The 16442-nt window shown below is 63.9% G+C and carries 16 protein-coding genes; 12 read left to right on the top strand and 4 right to left on the bottom strand.

Annotated features, from left to right (window positions below):
• The first annotated feature begins 58 nt into the window (after nt 1-58).
• Together recO and ACWGTI_RS18205 are read left to right on the top strand one after the other, a co-directional pair.
• Nucleotides 59-835 carry a DNA repair protein RecO gene (gene recO / locus ACWGTI_RS18210; RefSeq protein WP_454588387.1) on the top strand — a complete coding sequence of 259 codons (777 nt, stop codon included), beginning with the start codon at nt 59-61 and terminating at the stop codon, nt 833-835.
• A gap of 7 nt (nt 836-842) precedes the next feature.
• On the top strand, nt 843-1361 hold the full coding sequence (locus ACWGTI_RS18205) for a PaaI family thioesterase (RefSeq protein ID WP_454588386.1): 519 nt from the start codon (nt 843-845) through the stop codon (nt 1359-1361).
• Nucleotides 1362-1394: 33 nt separating this feature from the next.
• Here ACWGTI_RS18205 and ACWGTI_RS18200 read toward each other — a convergent pair whose 3' ends face one another.
• Entirely contained in the window at nt 1395-1859 is a 465-nt protein-coding gene (locus ACWGTI_RS18200) for an NUDIX domain-containing protein (RefSeq protein WP_454588385.1), read from the bottom strand.
• 245 nt (nt 1860-2104) lie between these two features.
• On the opposite strand from ACWGTI_RS18200, the gene ACWGTI_RS18195 reads away from it, so the two are divergent.
• The 8 genes from ACWGTI_RS18195 (at nt 2105) to ACWGTI_RS18160 (ending at nt 10236) form a co-directional block, all read left to right on the top strand.
• Nucleotides 2105-4882 (top strand): DUF2339 domain-containing protein, encoded by a 2778-nt coding sequence (locus ACWGTI_RS18195; RefSeq protein WP_454588384.1) that lies wholly within the window; start codon nt 2105-2107, stop codon nt 4880-4882.
• Between the two features lie 48 nt (nt 4883-4930).
• A complete protein-coding gene (locus ACWGTI_RS18190; protein ID WP_454577043.1) occupies nt 4931-5173 on the top strand; it encodes a type II toxin-antitoxin system VapB family antitoxin in 243 nt (80 codons plus the stop codon).
• Nucleotides 5170-5589 (top strand): type II toxin-antitoxin system VapC family toxin, encoded by a 420-nt coding sequence (locus ACWGTI_RS18185; RefSeq protein ID WP_454577166.1) that lies wholly within the window; start codon nt 5170-5172, stop codon nt 5587-5589. Before ACWGTI_RS18190 ends, ACWGTI_RS18185 begins: the two co-directional genes overlap by 4 nt.
• 162 nt (nt 5590-5751) lie before the next feature.
• Nucleotides 5752-6270 carry a sigma-70 family RNA polymerase sigma factor gene (locus tag ACWGTI_RS18180; RefSeq protein WP_454588383.1) on the top strand — a complete coding sequence of 173 codons (519 nt, stop codon included), beginning with the start codon at nt 5752-5754 and terminating at the stop codon, nt 6268-6270.
• Nucleotides 6267-7058, top strand: a complete 792-nt coding sequence (locus tag ACWGTI_RS18175; RefSeq protein WP_454588382.1) for an anti-sigma factor family protein — start codon at nt 6267-6269, stop codon at nt 7056-7058. The genes ACWGTI_RS18180 and ACWGTI_RS18175 overlap by 4 nt, the downstream gene beginning before the upstream one ends.
• A gap of 319 nt (nt 7059-7377) precedes the next feature.
• A complete protein-coding gene (locus tag ACWGTI_RS18170; RefSeq protein WP_454588381.1) occupies nt 7378-8475 on the top strand; it encodes a peptidase C39 family protein in 1098 nt (365 codons plus the stop codon).
• A gap of 5 nt (nt 8476-8480) precedes the next feature.
• A complete protein-coding gene (locus ACWGTI_RS18165; RefSeq protein WP_454588380.1) occupies nt 8481-9944 on the top strand; it encodes a RimK family protein in 1464 nt (487 codons plus the stop codon).
• A 19-nt stretch (nt 9945-9963) separates the two neighbouring features.
• Nucleotides 9964-10236 (top strand): DUF3303 domain-containing protein, encoded by a 273-nt coding sequence (locus tag ACWGTI_RS18160; RefSeq protein ID WP_454588379.1) that lies wholly within the window; start codon nt 9964-9966, stop codon nt 10234-10236.
• Nucleotides 10237-10274: 38 nt separating this feature from the next.
• Here ACWGTI_RS18160 and ACWGTI_RS18155 read toward each other — a convergent pair whose 3' ends face one another.
• A complete protein-coding gene (locus ACWGTI_RS18155) occupies nt 10275-11180 on the bottom strand; it encodes a LysR substrate-binding domain-containing protein (RefSeq protein WP_454588378.1) in 906 nt (301 codons plus the stop codon).
• 86 nt (nt 11181-11266) lie between these two features.
• Between ACWGTI_RS18155 and ACWGTI_RS18150 the strand changes: the two genes are divergently transcribed.
• Entirely contained in the window at nt 11267-12184 is a 918-nt protein-coding gene (locus ACWGTI_RS18150; RefSeq protein WP_454588377.1) for a fatty acid desaturase family protein, read from the top strand.
• Nucleotides 12185-12193: 9 nt separating this feature from the next.
• On the opposite strand, the gene ACWGTI_RS18145 is transcribed toward ACWGTI_RS18150, so the two are convergent.
• Nucleotides 12194-13384 (bottom strand): amidohydrolase, encoded by a 1191-nt coding sequence (locus tag ACWGTI_RS18145; RefSeq protein ID WP_454588376.1) that lies wholly within the window; start codon nt 13382-13384, stop codon nt 12194-12196.
• 91 nt (nt 13385-13475) lie between these two features.
• Between ACWGTI_RS18145 and ACWGTI_RS18140 the strand changes: the two genes are divergently transcribed.
• On the top strand, nt 13476-14333 hold the full coding sequence (locus ACWGTI_RS18140) for an AraC family transcriptional regulator (protein ID WP_454588375.1): 858 nt from the start codon (nt 13476-13478) through the stop codon (nt 14331-14333).
• On the opposite strand, the gene ACWGTI_RS18135 is transcribed toward ACWGTI_RS18140, so the two are convergent.
• Nucleotides 14290-16428 (bottom strand): putative bifunctional diguanylate cyclase/phosphodiesterase, encoded by a 2139-nt coding sequence (locus tag ACWGTI_RS18135; RefSeq protein ID WP_454588374.1) that lies wholly within the window; start codon nt 16426-16428, stop codon nt 14290-14292. The two genes, ACWGTI_RS18140 and ACWGTI_RS18135, sit on opposite strands and share 44 nt — an antisense overlap.
• Nucleotides 16429-16442: the final 14 nt, after the last annotated feature.

The following is a 16442-nucleotide window of genomic DNA, read 5'->3' as shown; positions in this document are numbered from 1 at the left end:
TGCGAGGCCCCCGGCACGATCCTTGATTTCGCCACGCAACCGGTGACAAGCTCCCACCATGGAATGGCGCGACGAGGGAATCATTCTCGGCACTCGCAAGCATGGCGAAACCAGCGCCATCCTCGAGGTGATGACGCGCGCGCATGGCCGCCATCTCGGCCTGGTGCGCGGCGGCCGCTCGCGCAAGCAGCAGCCGGTGCTGCAGCCCGGCAACCGCGTCGACCTGCTGTGGCGGGCCCGCCTCGACGAGCATCTCGGCACCTTCCAGGCCGAGGCGATCGAGATGAATGCCGCCCGGCTGATGGACAGCGCTGTAGCCGTCTACGGGCTGCAGACCATGGCCGCGCATCTGAGGCTCCTGCCGGAGCGCGACGCCCATGGCGGCCTCTACGAGACGCTGGCCGTGATGATCGCTCATCTCGATGATGCGGATGCTGCCGGCGAACTGGTGGCGCGCTTTGAACTGCTCATCCTCGATGAACTCGGCTTCGGGCTCGATCTCAGCCAGTGCGCGGCGACCGGCGCCCGGCAGGATCTGGCCTATGTCTCGCCGAAATCCGGCCGCGCGGTATCGCGACAAGCAGGCGCGCCGTGGCGCGACAAGATGCTGGTGCTGCCGGCCTTCCTGCAGCGCGGCTCCGGCCTGCGCGCCGACCAGGCGGCACTCGAGGATGCCTACCGGCTGACTGGTTTCTTCTTTACCCGCCATGTCTACGAGCCGCGCGGCATCGAACAGCCAGACGCGCGTACAGGCTTCCTCGCCGCCTTGCGCAGGCATCATTCGGGCGGCAAAGCCGCCGCAACAGCAGGCGCCCTCCCAGAAATCACGCCGTGAGAATCCGATGAGCGAAGTCGAACTTTATCCAGGCCGGGTGTCGCCGCTTGGCCTTGGCACCATTCCGCTTGCCGACCTCCTCGAATACAGCGGCCTCGACTTGCTGCAGCGGATCATCGACGGCAAATATCCGGCGCCGCCGATCTCCTTCCAGCTGAATTTTACGCTGACCGAAGTGTCTGAGGGCCGGGCGGTGTTTCGCGGCATGCCGAGCGAGCGCCACCTCAACCCTTTGGGCGGCGTGCATGGCGGCTGGGCGGCAACGCTGCTGGACTCCGCACTGGCCTGCGCGGTTCAGACGCTGCTCGACAAGGGCGAGGCCTACACGACGGCCGAGTTCAAAGTGAATTTTACGCGGCCGATCACGCCAAGGACCGGCGAGGTGGTCTGCGAGGGTAAGATCGTCCACAAGGGCCGCACGCTGGCGGTATCGGAAGCGATGCTGAAGGACGCGCAGGGCAAATTGCTCGCCTTCGGCACCGAGACATGCTCGATCTTTCCAGCTGCCAATCTCGCGGCGCGGTGAGGCTCGCCATCCGAAGGGAGGGCAACGTAGCGCTCAGCCCGTTTTGCGACGCTCGATGAAATCATCGAGCATGGCGCGCTGGCCGCTGAGGATCTTGAGGCTGGCTTCAGCCAATGAAAACCAGCCGGCCCTGTCGACTTCGGGAAATTCCTTCATCGCGCCCGACCTTGGTGGCCACTCCATGGTGAACATGCTGCTTTTGACGGCATCGGCGTCGAGGTCGGCTTCGACACTCCAGGCGATGACGATCTTGCCGCCGGCTTGCCGGTAGCTGCCGACAGGCTCGAAATCGCCTTCGATGGCGACACCGAGTTCCTCCTCGGCCTCGCGCCGGGCGGCCGCCAGCTCATCCTCGTTCTCTTCGACAAGACCCTTGGGGATCGACCACGCGCCTTCATCCTTCCTTGCCCAGAACGGGCCGCCGGGATGGACCAGCAGGAATTCGAGAATGCCGGCCTTTGTCCGGTGGATTAGCAATCCCGCGCTTCTTTTCGGCATTGGATTTCCTCGCAGCTCATCTGAGGATAGCATGTCTCCCTGGCAAGTAGCGGTGGCGCCATTCCTGACCATCCGGGATGATGGGTGAGGATAACGACTGTAGACCGCTGGAATTTGCCGGCGAAACATGCTCGATGATTTATCTCCGGTCGCCATTGCGGTGGCGTGACTTGAATAGTCGTCTGGGGTGGCCGTGTGGCCGCCGCAATTGTCAGTGAAAACTGGCCTGGTTTGGGGGAACCGCCATGTTTGAAAGCCTGATTGGCGCTGTCGTCGTTGTCGTGCTTTTCGTCATCGTGCTGCGGCAGCAGGGCCGGATCGGCCTGATCGAGCGCGAACTCGGCGCGCTGCGCAGCCTGGTTCTGTCCGGCGTGAATGTTGCCGCGCCCGCTGCCAAGGCGGTCGAGCAGGCAGCGGGCGACAGCGCACCAGCAGATATCCCCCAGGCCGCACCAGCAGTTGCCGAGGCAGCTTCGCCAATAGCAGCCGTAGCGGCACCAGCACAGGCGCCTGCCGCGGCGACCGAAGCAGCACAAGCACCGGCCGAAGCGGCCGCCAGCGAGCCTGTGCCAGAGCTATCAGCCGCGGCCAAGGCGGCGTTCACCGGATCCGCGACCGCCGCAGCAAAAGCCGCCCGCCGGTCCGAGGTCGAAACCGCGCTCGGCACACGCTGGGCGGTCTGGGTCGGCGGCATCGCGCTGGCCTTGGGCGGCCTGTTCCTCATCCGCTACACCATTGAGGCCGGCATTTTCGGCCCGGAAGTGCGGCTGGCCCTGGCAGCCTTGCTCGGGCTGGTGCTGATCGGCGGCGGCGAGTTCATCCGCCGCACGGGCTTCAAGGTTCCGGTGGAAGGGTTGGCTGGCGCCTATATCCCGGCGATCCTGACGGCTGCCGGTGCCTTCATCCTGTTCGGCACGGTCTATGCCGCCCATGCCGTTTACGGCTTCGTCGGCCCGACCTTCGCCTTCACCGTGCTCGGCGCCATCGGCGTGGCGACGATTGTCGCCGCTCTCATCCACGGCCAGGCCCTGGCCGGCATCGGCCTTGTCGGCTCCATGGCGACGCCGGCACTTGTGTCCTCGCAGGCGCCAAACCCATGGGCGCTGTTTGTCTATCTCGCCATCGTGCTTGCCGCCACCGCGGTGATCGCCCGCATGCGCGACTGGAAATTCCTGATCGCCGCGGCCTTCTTCGGCACCGGCGCCTGGACCATCGCCTATATGATGGCTGCACCCGGCACCGACCTTGCCGTCATCCTGTTCATCGACGCGGTGACGCTGGCGGTTCTTGCCTTTGTCTGGCTGGGTAGCCGCGGCGGCGAAGCGGAAACGGCAAAGAACGGCTTCGACTGGCCCTCGATCGTGCCAGGTGTCTTCGTTGCTTTTTCGGCGCTGGGCCTGTCCGTCGACATGACACTGGTCGCCGCCGGCGGCGCTTTGCCGGGTGCGTTCGTCCTCGTCGCCCTTGTCGCCACCGCGCTCTACCGGCCGCGCGCGCTGCCGCTGCTGCACGCCGCCGGTGTGGTGAGCGTGATGATCTATCTCGGCATCATTCCGCCCGCCACCATCGGCTCAGGCATATCCCAGGGAAATATAGGCTTTGACGGAATGCCGGTGGCGGCCGGAAACCCCTGGACGCTTCACATCGGCATCGGCCTTGGCCTGGTCTTCATCGGCGCCGGTTTCTGGGCCGCCCGCCGGTTCGCCGCCACCGCGCAGGTTCGCGCGGCATGCTGGGCGGCATGGGGCGTTGCCGCGCCCCTGGTCGTCCTTTTGACGCTTTGGCTCGCCTACGGCAATCTCGACCGCGACCTGGCCTATGCCGCGGTCGCTGCCCTTCTGGTCGTCATCTTCGCCGCTGGCGGCGAGTGGATCGCGCGCGCCGAACAGCCGCCGCTCAGGGGTGGCGTGGCCGTTTCCTTTGCACTGGGTGGAGCGGCTGTGGCTGGCCTGCTGATGCTCCACATGGCCTTCGGTTCCGGCTGGACCACGCTGCTTGCCGGCGTTGCGGCAATCGTGCCGGCGTTGGCGACGCGCTGGCGTTCCTATCCGGTGCTCGGCTGGATTTCGGTCGGCGCGGTTGTCGCGGTGCTCGGCCGCGTTGCCTTCGATCCGACCATCGTCGGCGCCGGAGCGCTGACGACGACGCCGGTGTTCAACTGGCTGCTGCCCGGTTACGGCGTGCCGGCGCTCGCCTTCGGCTTCGCCGCCTGGCAACTCGCCCGCACCACCAATGGCCGGCCGCGCCTTGCCATGGAGGCGGGTGCAGCCCTTTTCGCGCTGCTCACCATCGCCATGCTGGTGCGCCACGCCATGCATGGCGGCGTCATCGACACCGGCACCGTAACGCTCGCCGAACAGGCGATCTACACCCTGATCGCCCTCGGCGCCGGCGCTATATTGGTCGCCATCGACATGCGCTCGCCAAGCTCGGTGCTGCGCTACGGCTCGATGGCCGCCGGCGTGGTCTCGGTCGCCTTCATCGTCTTCCAGCATTTCCTGGTGCTGAACCCGTTGTTCACCGACGAGTCGACCGGCCAGATCCCGGTGTTCAACCTCTTGTTCCTGGCCTACCTCCTGCCGGCCATCGCCGCTGGCGGGCTGGCGCTCTATGCCAGGGACAAGCGGCCGCCATGGTATGCGCAGATGCTGGCCGTTGTGGCGGCATTGCTTGTCTTCGCCTACGCCACACTGTCGGTCAGGCGAGCGTTCAAGGGCGAGTTCATCGGCCTGTGGAGCGGTCTCGGCCAGCTCGAGACCTACACCTATTCGGCGCTCTGGCTGGTCATCGGTGTCGTTCTGCTCACCGCCGGCGTCTGGCTGAAATCGCAGGTGCTGCGCATTGCCTCGGCGGCGCTGATCGCGATTGCCGTGGTGAAAGTCTTCCTGTTCGACATGTCGGAGCTGGAAGGCGTACTGCGGGCACTGTCCTTCATCGGCCTCGGCGCCGTGCTAATCGGCATCGGCCTGTTCTACCAGCGGCTGCTGACCAGGGCGGCGAGGGAGAATAGCGCTGCTTCTTGAACGAATATGCAGGATGGAATATATGAATATCCAATAAAGGATATTCATATGCCGCTCTATATACGTGACGACGAGGTGGATGCGCTGGCCACCCGATTACAGCGCGAGACGAACGCTCCGAGCAAAACCGAGGCGGTACGGATCGCGCTCGTGCACGAACTCGAACGCAATCGCACCAAGGTGCCGCTGCGCGACCGGATTGCCAGGCTACAGGTCGAGGCCAGGAAGATTGGTCTGCCCAATCCCGATTTCGATATGAAGAAGTTCACCGACGAGATGTGGGAAGACTGATGTTTGTCGACGCGTCGGTGGTGGTCGCCATTCTCAACCAGGAGCCGGGTTGGGAGGAATTGATCAAGCGGGTTTCCGGGTTTTCCGGCTTGCTCTGCGTTTCTCCCTTAGTGCGCTTCGAAGCGACACAAGCACTGGCGCGTGCTGGTGCGGGGTCGCGCAAACCCACCGCCGAGGCACTTCTCCATGCTCGCGATCTGGTTGATCGGTTCATTCTGGAGATTGACGGAGACAATGTGACGATCGACGACGACATCGGCTCTCGGGCCATCGACGCCAGCGCCCGTTACGGCAAAGCCGTTGGGCACCAGGCGGATCTGAACCTTGGCGACTGTTTCGCCTACGCCTGCGCGAAAAGTCGCGATCTTCCGCTCCTCTACAAGGGCAATGATTTCGCACTGACCGATTTGGGATAATTCGGCTTTCTTGTTGATTGCCGGGAATAATTTGGCCAACCCTCTCGTTATCTCACTGCTTGGGTGACCGGGGCGGCAGACCGCTTCGCGCTGGCCGCTTGCGCCACGCCGGGAAGGCGCGTTCAATCGGGTTAAACAAGGGCGACCTCAGAACCAGCGGTCATGGACGAGAAGAAGGCAGCAATCCTTGGTGAAATACCGCGCCTGCGCCGCTACGCACGCTCGCTTCTGCGCGACGGCGATTCCGCCGACGATCTCGTCCAGGATTGCCTCGAACGGGCGCTGTTGCGGCTTGAGAGCTGGCAGACGGGAGAAAGCCCCCGGAGGTGGCTGTTTACGATCATGCATCATTTGTTCATCGATCAGATGCGCAAGGTGAACCGGCGCGGTGAGGCGGCGATCCTGCCGCTCGACGCAAACGAGGCGCAGGCAGTCCCCGCCGAGCAGGCGGAGAATGCTGCATCGCGCGAGATCATCGACGCTCTGCAGGCGATCAGCCCCGACCGCCGCGCCGCCCTTGTCATGGTCGCCATCGAAGGATTTTCCTATGCCGAGGCCGCCAACATTCTCGGCGTGCCCGCCGGCACGCTGATGTCGCGCATAGCGCGCGGGCGCGAGGAACTGCGCAGCCTGCTCGACGACACCGCACGCCGCCGCTCGATAAGGATCGTCGAGAAATGACCCGCCGCGATTTTTCCGAACGCGATATCCACATGGCCCTCGACGGCGAGCTGCCGGCAGACGAGCGCGCCGCCTATGACGCCTGGATCGACGCCAATCCCGAAATGAAGGCGAAAAGCGCCCGCTACACCGCCGACCGCGCCGCGCTGCGTGCAGCCTTTGCCGGCGTGCTCGACGAGCCGGTGCCGATGCTGTTCAAACAGATCGTGCGCGGCGAAGGTCCGACCAGGGTAGCGGCGCGGCACTCGCGCTGGTGGCTTGCGGCCGCGGCGGCCGCGGTTCTCGTCGTTGGCGGTCTTGGCGGCTATTTTGCCGGCATCGACGGCATCGGCAGCGATGACGGGGCAGATGACCAACTGGCCGAGGAGGCCATCGCCGCCCATGTCATCTATGCCGCCGAGCAACGCCATGCGGTGGAAGTCCCGGCCAGCGACAAGGACCATCTGCAGACCTGGCTGTCCAACCGCGTCGGCCTGAAGCTGGTGGCGCCCGATCTGGTGGCGGAAGGCTTCCAGCTGGTTGGCGGCCGGTTGCTGCCCGCCGGCCAGGGCAAGGCCGCCATGTTGCTCTACGAGGACGCCAAGGGCCAGCGCATCTCCCTGTTCGTTACCGCCGACTCGGCTGCCAAGTCCAAGGGCACCTACATGGCGGACGCCGACGGCCCCGAGGCGGTCTACTGGCTGGACAAGGGCTATGCCTGCGCCGTCGTCGGCTCGCTCCCGCGTGAGCAACTGGCTGCGGTGGCCAAGCGCGCCTACGGTCAGCTTCTGGCGGGTCTCGCCAGTTGAGCGCATTCCGTTTTCGGGTCATGCGCCGGGGCGGCGCCGCACTTCGCGGTGCCGCTCCCACGCCCGCCACTCGCGGCGGAACCTGTCACAATTCGGCCCTATTCAAGGTGCGATAGCGCCTAGAGCCGGATGATTTCAGGTCGAATCGACCTGAAATCTGAATCCGGCTCTAATCATAGAGATAGAGCATGATGTCGTCCGAAAACCGCTTCACACTTTTCGGCATCATGCTCTAGCTGATATCGGCGTTTCGGCTGATGTTTGCGTCGTTTTTGACCGGGGCCTTTTCCTCCACCCAATCGAGGTTTTCTGAACCCGCATGCCTGCCGAGATTCGCAAGGCCCGCGCGTCCGACGTCGATGACCTCGCCGCCATCGAGAAGGCGGTTTTTTCTAGTGACCGCATTTCCCGGCGCTCCTTTCGCCAGTTGATCGAGCGCGAGACCGCCGAGTTGCTGGTCGCCGAGGACGATGGCCGCGTCGCCGGTTACGCCGTGGTGTTGTTTCGCAAGGGCAGCGGCGTGGCCCGGCTCTATTCGCTTGCCACGAGTCCGTTTTTCGGCGGCCGCGGCATTGGCCGCTTGCTGCTTGGATCAGCCGAAGAGGCAGCCTTCGAGCACAACCGCATGATGCTGCGCCTCGAAGTGCGCGAGGACAATCTGCGCGCCATCCGCATTTATGAGCAGAGCGGCTACCGCAAGATCGGTCGCGAACCCCACTATTACGAAGATGGCGAGACGGCGCTGCGCTACGAGAAGACCTTGCGCGGCGACATTCCGGTCGCCACCGAAGTGCCGTTCTACCAGCAGACGTGCGAATTCACCTGCGGCCCATGCTGCCTGATGATGGCGATGGCCAATTTCGATTCCGGCTTCGTGCCCGATCCGGTCATGGAAATCCGCCTGTGGCGCGAGGCGACGACTGTTTTCATGATGTCCGGCCCGGGCGGTTGTGAGCCGTTCGGCCTCGCGGTGGCCGGCCACGAAAACGGGCTGGCGGCCGAAGTCTTCGTGTCCTTCTATGGCGCGCTCTTCCTGCAGTCGGTGCGCAGCGAGGACAAGCGCCGGGTGATGGAACTCGCGCAGGTCGACTTTCGCCGTCGCGCGGAACAATACGGCATCCCGGTGAATTACCGTCCATTCGCTATCGACGACATCAGAGGCGCTTTGGCCGAGGGAAAACTTGTGCTGGTGCTGATCAGCGGCTTCCTGATGTTCGGCAAGAAGGTGCCGCATTGGGTGTTGGCCATCGGCGACGACGGCGACCACATCCTGATCCACGATCCCTGGGTCGAGGACGAAAGACAGGAGACCATCCTCGATGCCGCCAACATTCCCGTCCCCCACGGCATCTTCATGAACATGGCGCAATTCGGCCGCGACGGACTGCGTGCTGCCATCACTCTTGGGAAACGCTGATAACAATGACCTGGGTCATCCTCACCGGCCGTCAGAATGATCTCGACCAGACGGCGACGCCACACAAGATCATCACCAACCGTGACTATCTTGCACATCCGGCGCTGTTTCGCGGCCAGCAGCCGAAGGTGATCAACCTGTCGAACAACTACGCCTACCAGAGCCGCGGCTACTATGCCTCTCTGCTCGCCGGTTCGCGCGGCCACAAGGTCATCCCGACGGTCGAGACGATGATCGACCTGTCGGAGCGCAAGCTCTACGAGCACGCGCTGCCGGAACTGGAGCTGGCGCTCAACAAATGCCGCAAGGATCTCGGCGGCGTCTTTCCGCAAAAAGTCTGCATCTTCTTCGGCATCGGGCCGTCGAAGATCTGGGACCGTTTCGCCAAGCTATTGTTCGACTGGTTCCGCGCCCCCGCGCTTGAGGTCCACATCAAGGACAGCGCCGAATGGGCTTCGATCCGCAAGATCGGCTTCCTGCCGCTGGCCAGGATGACCGAGGAGGAAGAAGCTTTATTCGTGCAGGCGCTGGAGACCTACACCAACCGCGAGTGGCGTGACACCAAGGGCCGCACGCCGGCGCGCTACACCTTCGCGACGCTGGTCGATCCGCACGAGGAACTGCCGCCGTCGGAGATTTCCTCGCTGCGCTACTGGGCCAAGATCGCCGAAAAGATGGGCGTCGAAATCGAGCCGATCACCAGGAAGGACCTGGCCAAGCTCGCCAATTACGACGCGCTGTTCATCCGCGAGACCACCTCGATTTCCAACCACACCTACCGCTTTGCGCGCCGCGCCCAGCAGGAAGGCATGCCGGTGATCGACGATCCGCTGTCGATGATCCGCTGCACCAACAAGGTCTATCTCAACGAGCTGATGGCCTACAACAAGGTGCCGGTGCCGCCGACGGTGATGATTGCCGGCACCACCGACCTCGAACTGGCGGCGCAGACGCTGGGCTTTCCGCTGGTGCTGAAGATCCCGGATTCATCGTTCTCGCGCGGCGTCAAGAAATGCGGCAACTTCGAGGAACTGAAGACACTCGCCACGGAGTGGCTTGAGGATTCCGATCTTCTGATCGCGCAGAAATTCATTCCGACCGAATATGACTGGCGCGTCGGCGTGCTCGGCGGCCAGCCTCTGTTTGCCGTGCACTATCTGATGGCCAAAAAACATTGGCAGATCGTCAACCACAAGGCCAGCGGCAAGCCCGACCAGGGCGGCATCAAGACCTTTACGCTGAAAGAGACGCCCCCGCATGTCGTCGAGACCGCGGTGAAGGCGGCGCGCTGCATCGGTGACGGGCTTTACGGCGTCGACCTCAAGGAAACCAAGGATGGCGTCTTCGTCATCGAGGTCAACGACAACCCCAATCTCGACCATGGTTGGGAGGATTCTGGCGAAAAGGACGAGGTCTGGGTGCGGCTGACGCAGTGGTTCCTGGAGCGGCTCGATCGTCCCGGGCGGTAATTCAAGGCGAGGGGGACGTATGCAGTTCATCGTCATCGAGGATTTTACCGGCTGCGATCGCAAGGAAATCTATCGCCGCTTCGGCGAGCGCGGCCGCCTGAAGCCGGACGAGCTTGTCGTCCACCACTCCTGGATCGCGGCGGATATGAGCCGCTGCTTCCTTCTGGTCGAGGCCGATGACGTCACGCTGCTGCAGCGCTGGGTCATCGAATGGTCTGATCTGGTGGAGTTCGAGATCATCCCCGTGGCGATGAGCAAGGACATGGTAGCGGCATTGGCGGGCCATCTTTGAGTGGTGGCATTCGCCGCCCATCGCTGAGCCGCAAGCCATCATCGAAGCGCCGGCGAATCCACCGACCGCCGGCATTCCTCGATCAGCCAGGAACGGAACGCCGCCACCACGTCGCGCCTTGCACTGCGCTCAGGGACCGTCAGGCAATAGGGCTGGCGCAGCGCGATCGATAGGGCGCTCGGCCGGACCAGCCGGCCGTCTTCCAGCGCCTTGGCGCAATAGATGCCTTGCGCTAGCGCCACTCCCAGCCCCGAAATAGCCAGGTCGAGCGCTGCCCGCGACGAGTTCGCCGACAGGCCGCGCTGGACTGCCCTGCCGGGATCGATGCCGGCCGCCTCGAACCAGTTGCGCCATGACGGAAACGACGCTCCGGTCGGCCCCCAATCGGTGTGGATCAGCGGGAAGCCGGCAAGGTTCTCTAGCCTGATCTTGGCGGCAAGCTTTGGCGCGCAGACGGGATAGACGGCGTCCCTGACAATGTCCTCGGTCGGGTGCTCACGATAGTGCGGTCCGAAGGACAGCCTGAGGTCGATCAGTTCACGGTCGAACAGCACCGGGTCGTCATCGCCGCGCAGAGAGATATCGACGGCGCCGTGGCTGGCGACAAAGCCGGCGAGACGGTCCGAGAGCCAGCCCATCGCCATGGACGGCGGCACCGATATGACAAGCCGCGGGCGGAAGGCATCGCCGCCGCGCGCGATGCTGCCGATCTCCTGGAAGGCCAGGGTCAGCCGCGGCAGCATCTCGACGCCGGCCTCGGTGAGCACGACGCGGCGGTTGACGCGGTGGAACAGCTTGCGGCCCATCTGCTCCTCGACGGTGCGGATGAGCTGACTGACGGCGGCTGCCGAGATCGACAGTTCTTCCGCCGCCGCGGCAAAGCTGCCCGAGCGCGCCGCCGCCTCGAAGGCTTGAAGTCCTCTCAGGGATGGAAGTGCGGCCATTGGCGATCAAAAAGATAAGTTCTGCTTATCTATTTTGCAGAAATCCTCGTTTTTAGAAAGGTTTCTCGTTGGGGTAGCGTGGCGCCATGACCGTATCAGTCCAAACCGACCCCAGAGACCATCGCGATGTCATCGCGTCGCTGACCAATGAGCAGCGTAGCCGCCTGACCGGCAAATCGGACGGGCCGGGCCTGATCCAGCTCGCATTTCATCTTGGCGGGATCATCGTTATCGGCGCGCTGATCGCGGCCAAGTTGCCGTACTGGCCGCTGCTGATGCTGCCGCAAGGCATCCTCATCGTCTTCCTGTTCACGTTGCTGCATGAGACGGTGCACAGGACAGCTTTCGACACGCAGTGGCTCAATGATGCCGTGGCAAGGGTCTGCAGCCTGGCGATCGCGCTGCCGGCTGACTGGTTCCGCTATTTCCATTTCGCCCATCATCGCTTCACCCAGGATCCCGAGAACGATCCCGAGCTCGCCTTACCGAAACCGGAGACGATGCGGCAATATATCGTCCATGTCTCGGGCCTGCCGGTGTGGTGGGCGCATTTGCAGACGCTCTACACCAACGCGACCGGCGGCTGCCGCGACAACTACGTGCCGCCAAAGGGCCTGCCCAAGGTGCGTGCTGAGGCCCGCGCCATGATCGCTTTCTATGTCGTAGTCGCCGCACTGGCGCTCTGGTTCAAGGCGACGGTGCTGCTCTATGTCTGGATCGTGCCGGCACTGCTCGGCCAGCCTTTCCTCAGGCTTTATCTGCTGGCCGAGCACGGTCGCTGCCCGCTCGTTGCCAACATGCTGGAAAATACTCGCACCACGCTGACCAACTGGCTGGTGCGCAAGGTTGCCTGGAACATGCCGTATCACGCCGAGCACCACGCCTATCCCGGCGTGCCGTTTCATCAGCTGCCGGCGTTTCACCAGCTGATCGAGCGCCATCTCAAAGTGGTCGAGCCCGGCTATCTCAGCTTCCACGAAAAATACATCGAGACGCTGCGCTGACAGTGATGCTCAATCCGCGGTCTTGATCGGCTTGGCCTCTAGCGGCTGTTCGACCAGCGTGACGAAATAGCGGAGCACGGTGGGAACGATGGCGTCGTTGAAGACGTAGCGATCGCCGTGTAACCCTTCGCCGGGTCCGACTGCCCCAGCGCCGATCCACGCATAGCAGCCGCCCGCTTCGCGAACCATATAGGCGAAATCCTCGCAGCCGAGGCTCGGGTTGAATGCGGTCTCGACTTGTTCGCGACCGACGACGACAGCCGCAGCTTGCACAGCCTGGTCTGTCGCGGCTGATGTGTTGACCAGCGGCGGATAGCCTTTCCGATAGGCGAGCTTGGCGGTCAGGCTGTGCGCCGCAGCGATACCGTCGGCGATATCCCCGATTAGCCTTTCACAATGGTCCGAAAGAGCCGGCTCCAAGAAGCGGCAGGTTCCCTGCAGCCAGACCGTGCCCGGCACAATGTTGCCGACATTGCCGCCATGGATCTGGGTGATCGAGACGACCAGTGCCGTCTGCGGGTCGACCGAGCGGCTGACGATGCGCTGCACGGCCTGAACGAAGACGCTGGCTGCAAGCACCGGGTCGTCGCCTAGCTGTGGCATGGCGGCATGCGCGCCGGTCCCCTCGAAACTCAGCTCGAAATTGTCGACGGCCGCCATCATCGCGCCGGCGCGGGCAGCGATCGTGCCAAGCGGCAGCCCCGGCCAATTGTGGACGGCGTAGACGGCTTCCACCGGGAAGCGCTCGAACAGCCCGTCCTCGATCATCCGCATGCTGCCGCCTTCGTTTTCTTCCGCCGGCTGGAAGATGAAATAGACTGTTCCGTCGAAGGCTCTGCTATCGGCGAGCAGCTTGGCGGCGCCGAGCAGCATTGCTGTGTGGCCATCATGGCCGCAGGCATGCATCACGCCGTCCTTCTTCGACGCGTATGGCAATCCCGTTTTCTCGACGACCGGCAAGGCGTCGAGCTCGGCCCTGAGCCCGATTGCCCGCGCGCTGGGTCCCCCCTTGAGCACGCCGACCACGCCGGTGCCGCCTATGCCTTCGTGGACCTCATCGAGCCCGAAGGCGCGCAGCCTGTCGGCAACGAAGCGCGCGGTCTCATATTCTTTGAAGCCGAGTTCGGGATTGGCGTGGATATGATGCCGCCATTCCACCACCTGCGGGGTGAGGGCGGCGACGGGGTCGTTGTGCAGCATTGCGCTCTCCTTGCCGGCCGTCGTAAATTTCGGTCTTGTCGATGCCAGCACCTAAAGGGCTGCGGCGGCGGCGTCTTGAACAGGATTGACCATGCCGGGAATTCAGGAGCCTCAGGAGACGTCCCAGTTCTGGCGCCACCCGCGCTTTCGCGATCTTGGCATGCTCAGGGCGCGGTTCACGCGGCATCGCTATGAGCTGCACACGCACCCGACCTATGTCATCGCCCTGATCACGCAAGGCTGCGAGCGTGTCCGCATCGGAAATCAGGTTGTCGTAGCGCCAGCGGGCACGGTTCTCCTCGTCAATCCGGAGGTCTGGCATGACGGCGAGGCAAGGGGTGACCAAGGCTGGGCCTACCGGACCTTCTATCCCTCGGCCTCGCTCATGGGTGCGGTGGCGCAAGAACTCGGGCACGATCGCCCGCCACTGTTTTCACAAGCGATCGTGGACGATGCCGACCTCGTCCCGATGGTGGCCGTGGCGCACGGGGACTCTGCATCCGGCGATGCCACGCGCGCCGAAACCTCCATGCTGATGGCCCTGCGCAAGCTCATTGTCCGCTATGGCGATTGGGGCGGCCGGGGCGAGGCGGTCGAACGCTTCGGATCGGCAGGTAGGCTGTCGATCTATGAGCAGGTCGTCGAGGACGGGCTGACGTCGGATCTCGAACTGCGGCGGCTTGCCGAAGCCGCAGGCGTAACCCGGTTCCAGGTCATCAGGGATTTCCGGAAGGTGCTGGGTCTCACCCCGGCCGCCTTCATCCGCGACCGCAGGTTGCGTCGCGCTGATCTCCTTATCCGGCAAGGTTCCGATCTCGCCGATGCCGCCTTTGCCGCCGGCTTCTCCGACCAGAGCCATCTCTCGCGCACCTTCCGCGCGGCGCATGGAATGACACCGGGCATGTTCAGGCGGGCCGGCGTACCGCTCTCGTCTTCAGCAGGCGATTGATCTCAGTCGCCTTTGACGGCACGCCGATCAGAAAGCCCTGCGCCTCGACGCAGCCGGCCTTGCGCAATATGTCGAGCTGGGCTTCGGTCTCAACGCCTTCCGCGGTGACGGTGATGCCGAGCTCGGCGCCAAGCCCGATGATCGTGCGCACGATCGCCGCCGTGTCCCGGTTGTCGATATCATGGATGAAGGAGCGGTCGATCTTGATCTTGTCGACGGGAAAACGCCTGAGATAGCCAAGCGACGAATAGCCCGTGCCGAAATCGTCGAGCGCGATGCGCACGCCGAGTTCGCGCAGCTGCCTCAGCGTCTTCAGCACCGTCTCGCTCTCATCCATCAGCACGGTTTCGGTGATCTCCAGCTCAAGCCGCCTGGCCGGCACGCCTGAAACGGCCAGCGCCGAAATCACGCTGCGGGCAAAGTCGGCGCTTTTGATCTGCACGGCCGAGACGTTGACGGCGATGCGCATTCCGGGCGGCCAGCCGGCGGCCACGCTGCAGGCCTGTTTCAGCGCCCATTCGCCTAGCGGAACGATCAGTCCGCTGTCTTCGGCGGCCGCGATGAAATCGTCGGGCGCCACCAGGCCGCGCGTCGGCGAATTCCACCGCATCAAGGCCTCGGCGCCAACGATCTCGCCTGACGCGATGTTGGTGATCGGCTGGAAGTCCAGGACGAATTCCTGCCGCTTCAGTGCCGTCTCGAGATCGGTTTCGAGCACCCGGCGCGCCCGCACCAGGGCATCCATGCCGGGCTCGAAAAAGCGGTAGACGTTGCGGCCTTCGCTCTTGCCCCTGTAAAGCGCCATGTCGGCGTTCTTCAAAAGCGTGTCGGCGTCTTTGCCGTCACCGGGATACAGCGCGATGCCAAGGCTGATGCCGACATGCATGTCGCGGCCCTTGTTGCGAAACGGCTGGCTGATGACAGAGACGATGCGTTTTGCCAGGTTCTCCGCATCGGCGGTACCTTTGGGATTGAACTGCAGGATGGCGAACTCGTCGCCGCCGAGGCGGGCGACCACATCCGTATCGCTGCGCAGGCTGTGCCGCAACCGCTCGGCCACGCATTTCAGCAGCCAGTCGCCGGCCGGGTGCCCCCAGGTGTCGTTGACGGCCTTGAAGCGATCGAGATCGAGCGAGAAGATCGCCAGCGGAGTAGCAGGGGTTTCGCCAAGCGCCTGGTCGAGCCGCTCGCGGAACATCGAGCGGTTGGGCAGGTCGGTCAGCGTGTCGTAATGGGCAAGATGGCTCATGCGCTCGTCGGCGCGCCGGCGCTCGGTGATGTCTTCGAAGGTTGCCACCCAGCCGCCGCCGGCAAGCGGCCGGCGCGAAACAAACAGCGTGCGGCCATCAACCAGTTCGCGATAGCTCGAACGGGCTTGGCCGGCCTCCAGGGTCGCCCTTGTCTTTGCCACCTCGACATCGATGTCGATGGACACAAAGATGCCGAGGCGAACGAGCTTTTCCAGCATCTGGCCGTGTGTCATGCCGAGCGCGAAATCAGCTGCTTTTGCCTTGCACAAATCCAGAAAGCGCTGGTTGCGCACGATCAGCGTGCCGTCCGCGCCATACATCAACAGGCCTTGCGACATGTTGGCGAGCGCCGCATCGAAGCGGCGGTGCTGCTCCTTCAAGTCCTGCTCGGCCCGCCTTTGCTCCGTGATGTCCTCATAGATCGACACCCAGCCGCCCGAGGCCAGCGGCCGGTGCGTGATGGAAACGATGCGGCCGTCCGACAGGATTTCCTCGTAGGTTGAGGCTTGCGCGCGCTCGATATAGGGCTTGCGGATGGCATAAAGGTCTTGGGCACTCTGCGAGGCGACGCCGATGTCGACGCTGTGTTGGAGAATGTCCAGGAACGCGATGCCGGGCCGCACGATCTTCGCATCGAGGGAGAAGATGCTGAGATAGTTGCGGTTGCAGATGATCATCCGCTCGTCGGCATCGAACATGCACAGGCCATGCGACATGTTCTCGACGGCCGCCGAAAAGCGCTCATTCTGGTTGCGTAATTCGTCTGCGATCTGCCGTGTCGCGGCGACGCCTCCGGCCCCCCGTCTGCGGACGGGCGAACCACCCTTGACGTGCGCAACGGACATGAGGCGTACCTGCT

Source organism: Mesorhizobium sp. ArgA1 (assembly GCF_053714375.1).
Note: the sequence above shows the minus strand (reverse complement) of the source record. Positions and strands in the feature narration are given on the sequence as shown.

Bases quoted from the DNA above. Each gene is read 5' to 3' on its own strand.
- ACWGTI_RS18155 (WP_454588378.1), bottom strand. From the start codon at position 11,180: ATGGCCGCACTTCCATCCCTGAGAGGACTTCAAGCCTTCGAGGCGGCG.
- ACWGTI_RS18175 (WP_454588382.1), top strand. From the start codon at position 6,267: ATGACCCGCCGCGATTTTTCCGAACGCGATATCCACATGGCCCTCGAC.
- ACWGTI_RS18200 (WP_454588385.1), bottom strand. From the start codon at position 1,859: ATGCCGAAAAGAAGCGCGGGATTGCTAATCCACCGGACAAAGGCCGGC.
- ACWGTI_RS18205 (WP_454588386.1), top strand. From the start codon at position 843: ATGAGCGAAGTCGAACTTTATCCAGGCCGGGTGTCGCCGCTTGGCCTT.
- ACWGTI_RS18135 (WP_454588374.1), bottom strand. From the start codon at position 16,428: ATGTCCGTTGCGCACGTCAAGGGTGGTTCGCCCGTCCGCAGACGGGGG.
- ACWGTI_RS18140 (WP_454588375.1), top strand. From the start codon at position 13,476: ATGCCGGGAATTCAGGAGCCTCAGGAGACGTCCCAGTTCTGGCGCCAC.
- ACWGTI_RS18195 (WP_454588384.1), top strand. From the start codon at position 2,105: ATGTTTGAAAGCCTGATTGGCGCTGTCGTCGTTGTCGTGCTTTTCGTC.
- ACWGTI_RS18165 (WP_454588380.1), top strand. From the start codon at position 8,481: ATGACCTGGGTCATCCTCACCGGCCGTCAGAATGATCTCGACCAGACG.
- ACWGTI_RS18160 (WP_454588379.1), top strand. From the start codon at position 9,964: ATGCAGTTCATCGTCATCGAGGATTTTACCGGCTGCGATCGCAAGGAA.
- ACWGTI_RS18150 (WP_454588377.1), top strand. From the start codon at position 11,267: ATGACCGTATCAGTCCAAACCGACCCCAGAGACCATCGCGATGTCATC.
- ACWGTI_RS18180 (WP_454588383.1), top strand. From the start codon at position 5,752: ATGGACGAGAAGAAGGCAGCAATCCTTGGTGAAATACCGCGCCTGCGC.
- ACWGTI_RS18170 (WP_454588381.1), top strand. From the start codon at position 7,378: ATGCCTGCCGAGATTCGCAAGGCCCGCGCGTCCGACGTCGATGACCTC.
- recO (WP_454588387.1), top strand. From the start codon at position 59: ATGGAATGGCGCGACGAGGGAATCATTCTCGGCACTCGCAAGCATGGC.
- ACWGTI_RS18190 (WP_454577043.1), top strand. From the start codon at position 4,931: ATGCCGCTCTATATACGTGACGACGAGGTGGATGCGCTGGCCACCCGA.
- ACWGTI_RS18145 (WP_454588376.1), bottom strand. From the start codon at position 13,384: ATGCTGCACAACGACCCCGTCGCCGCCCTCACCCCGCAGGTGGTGGAA.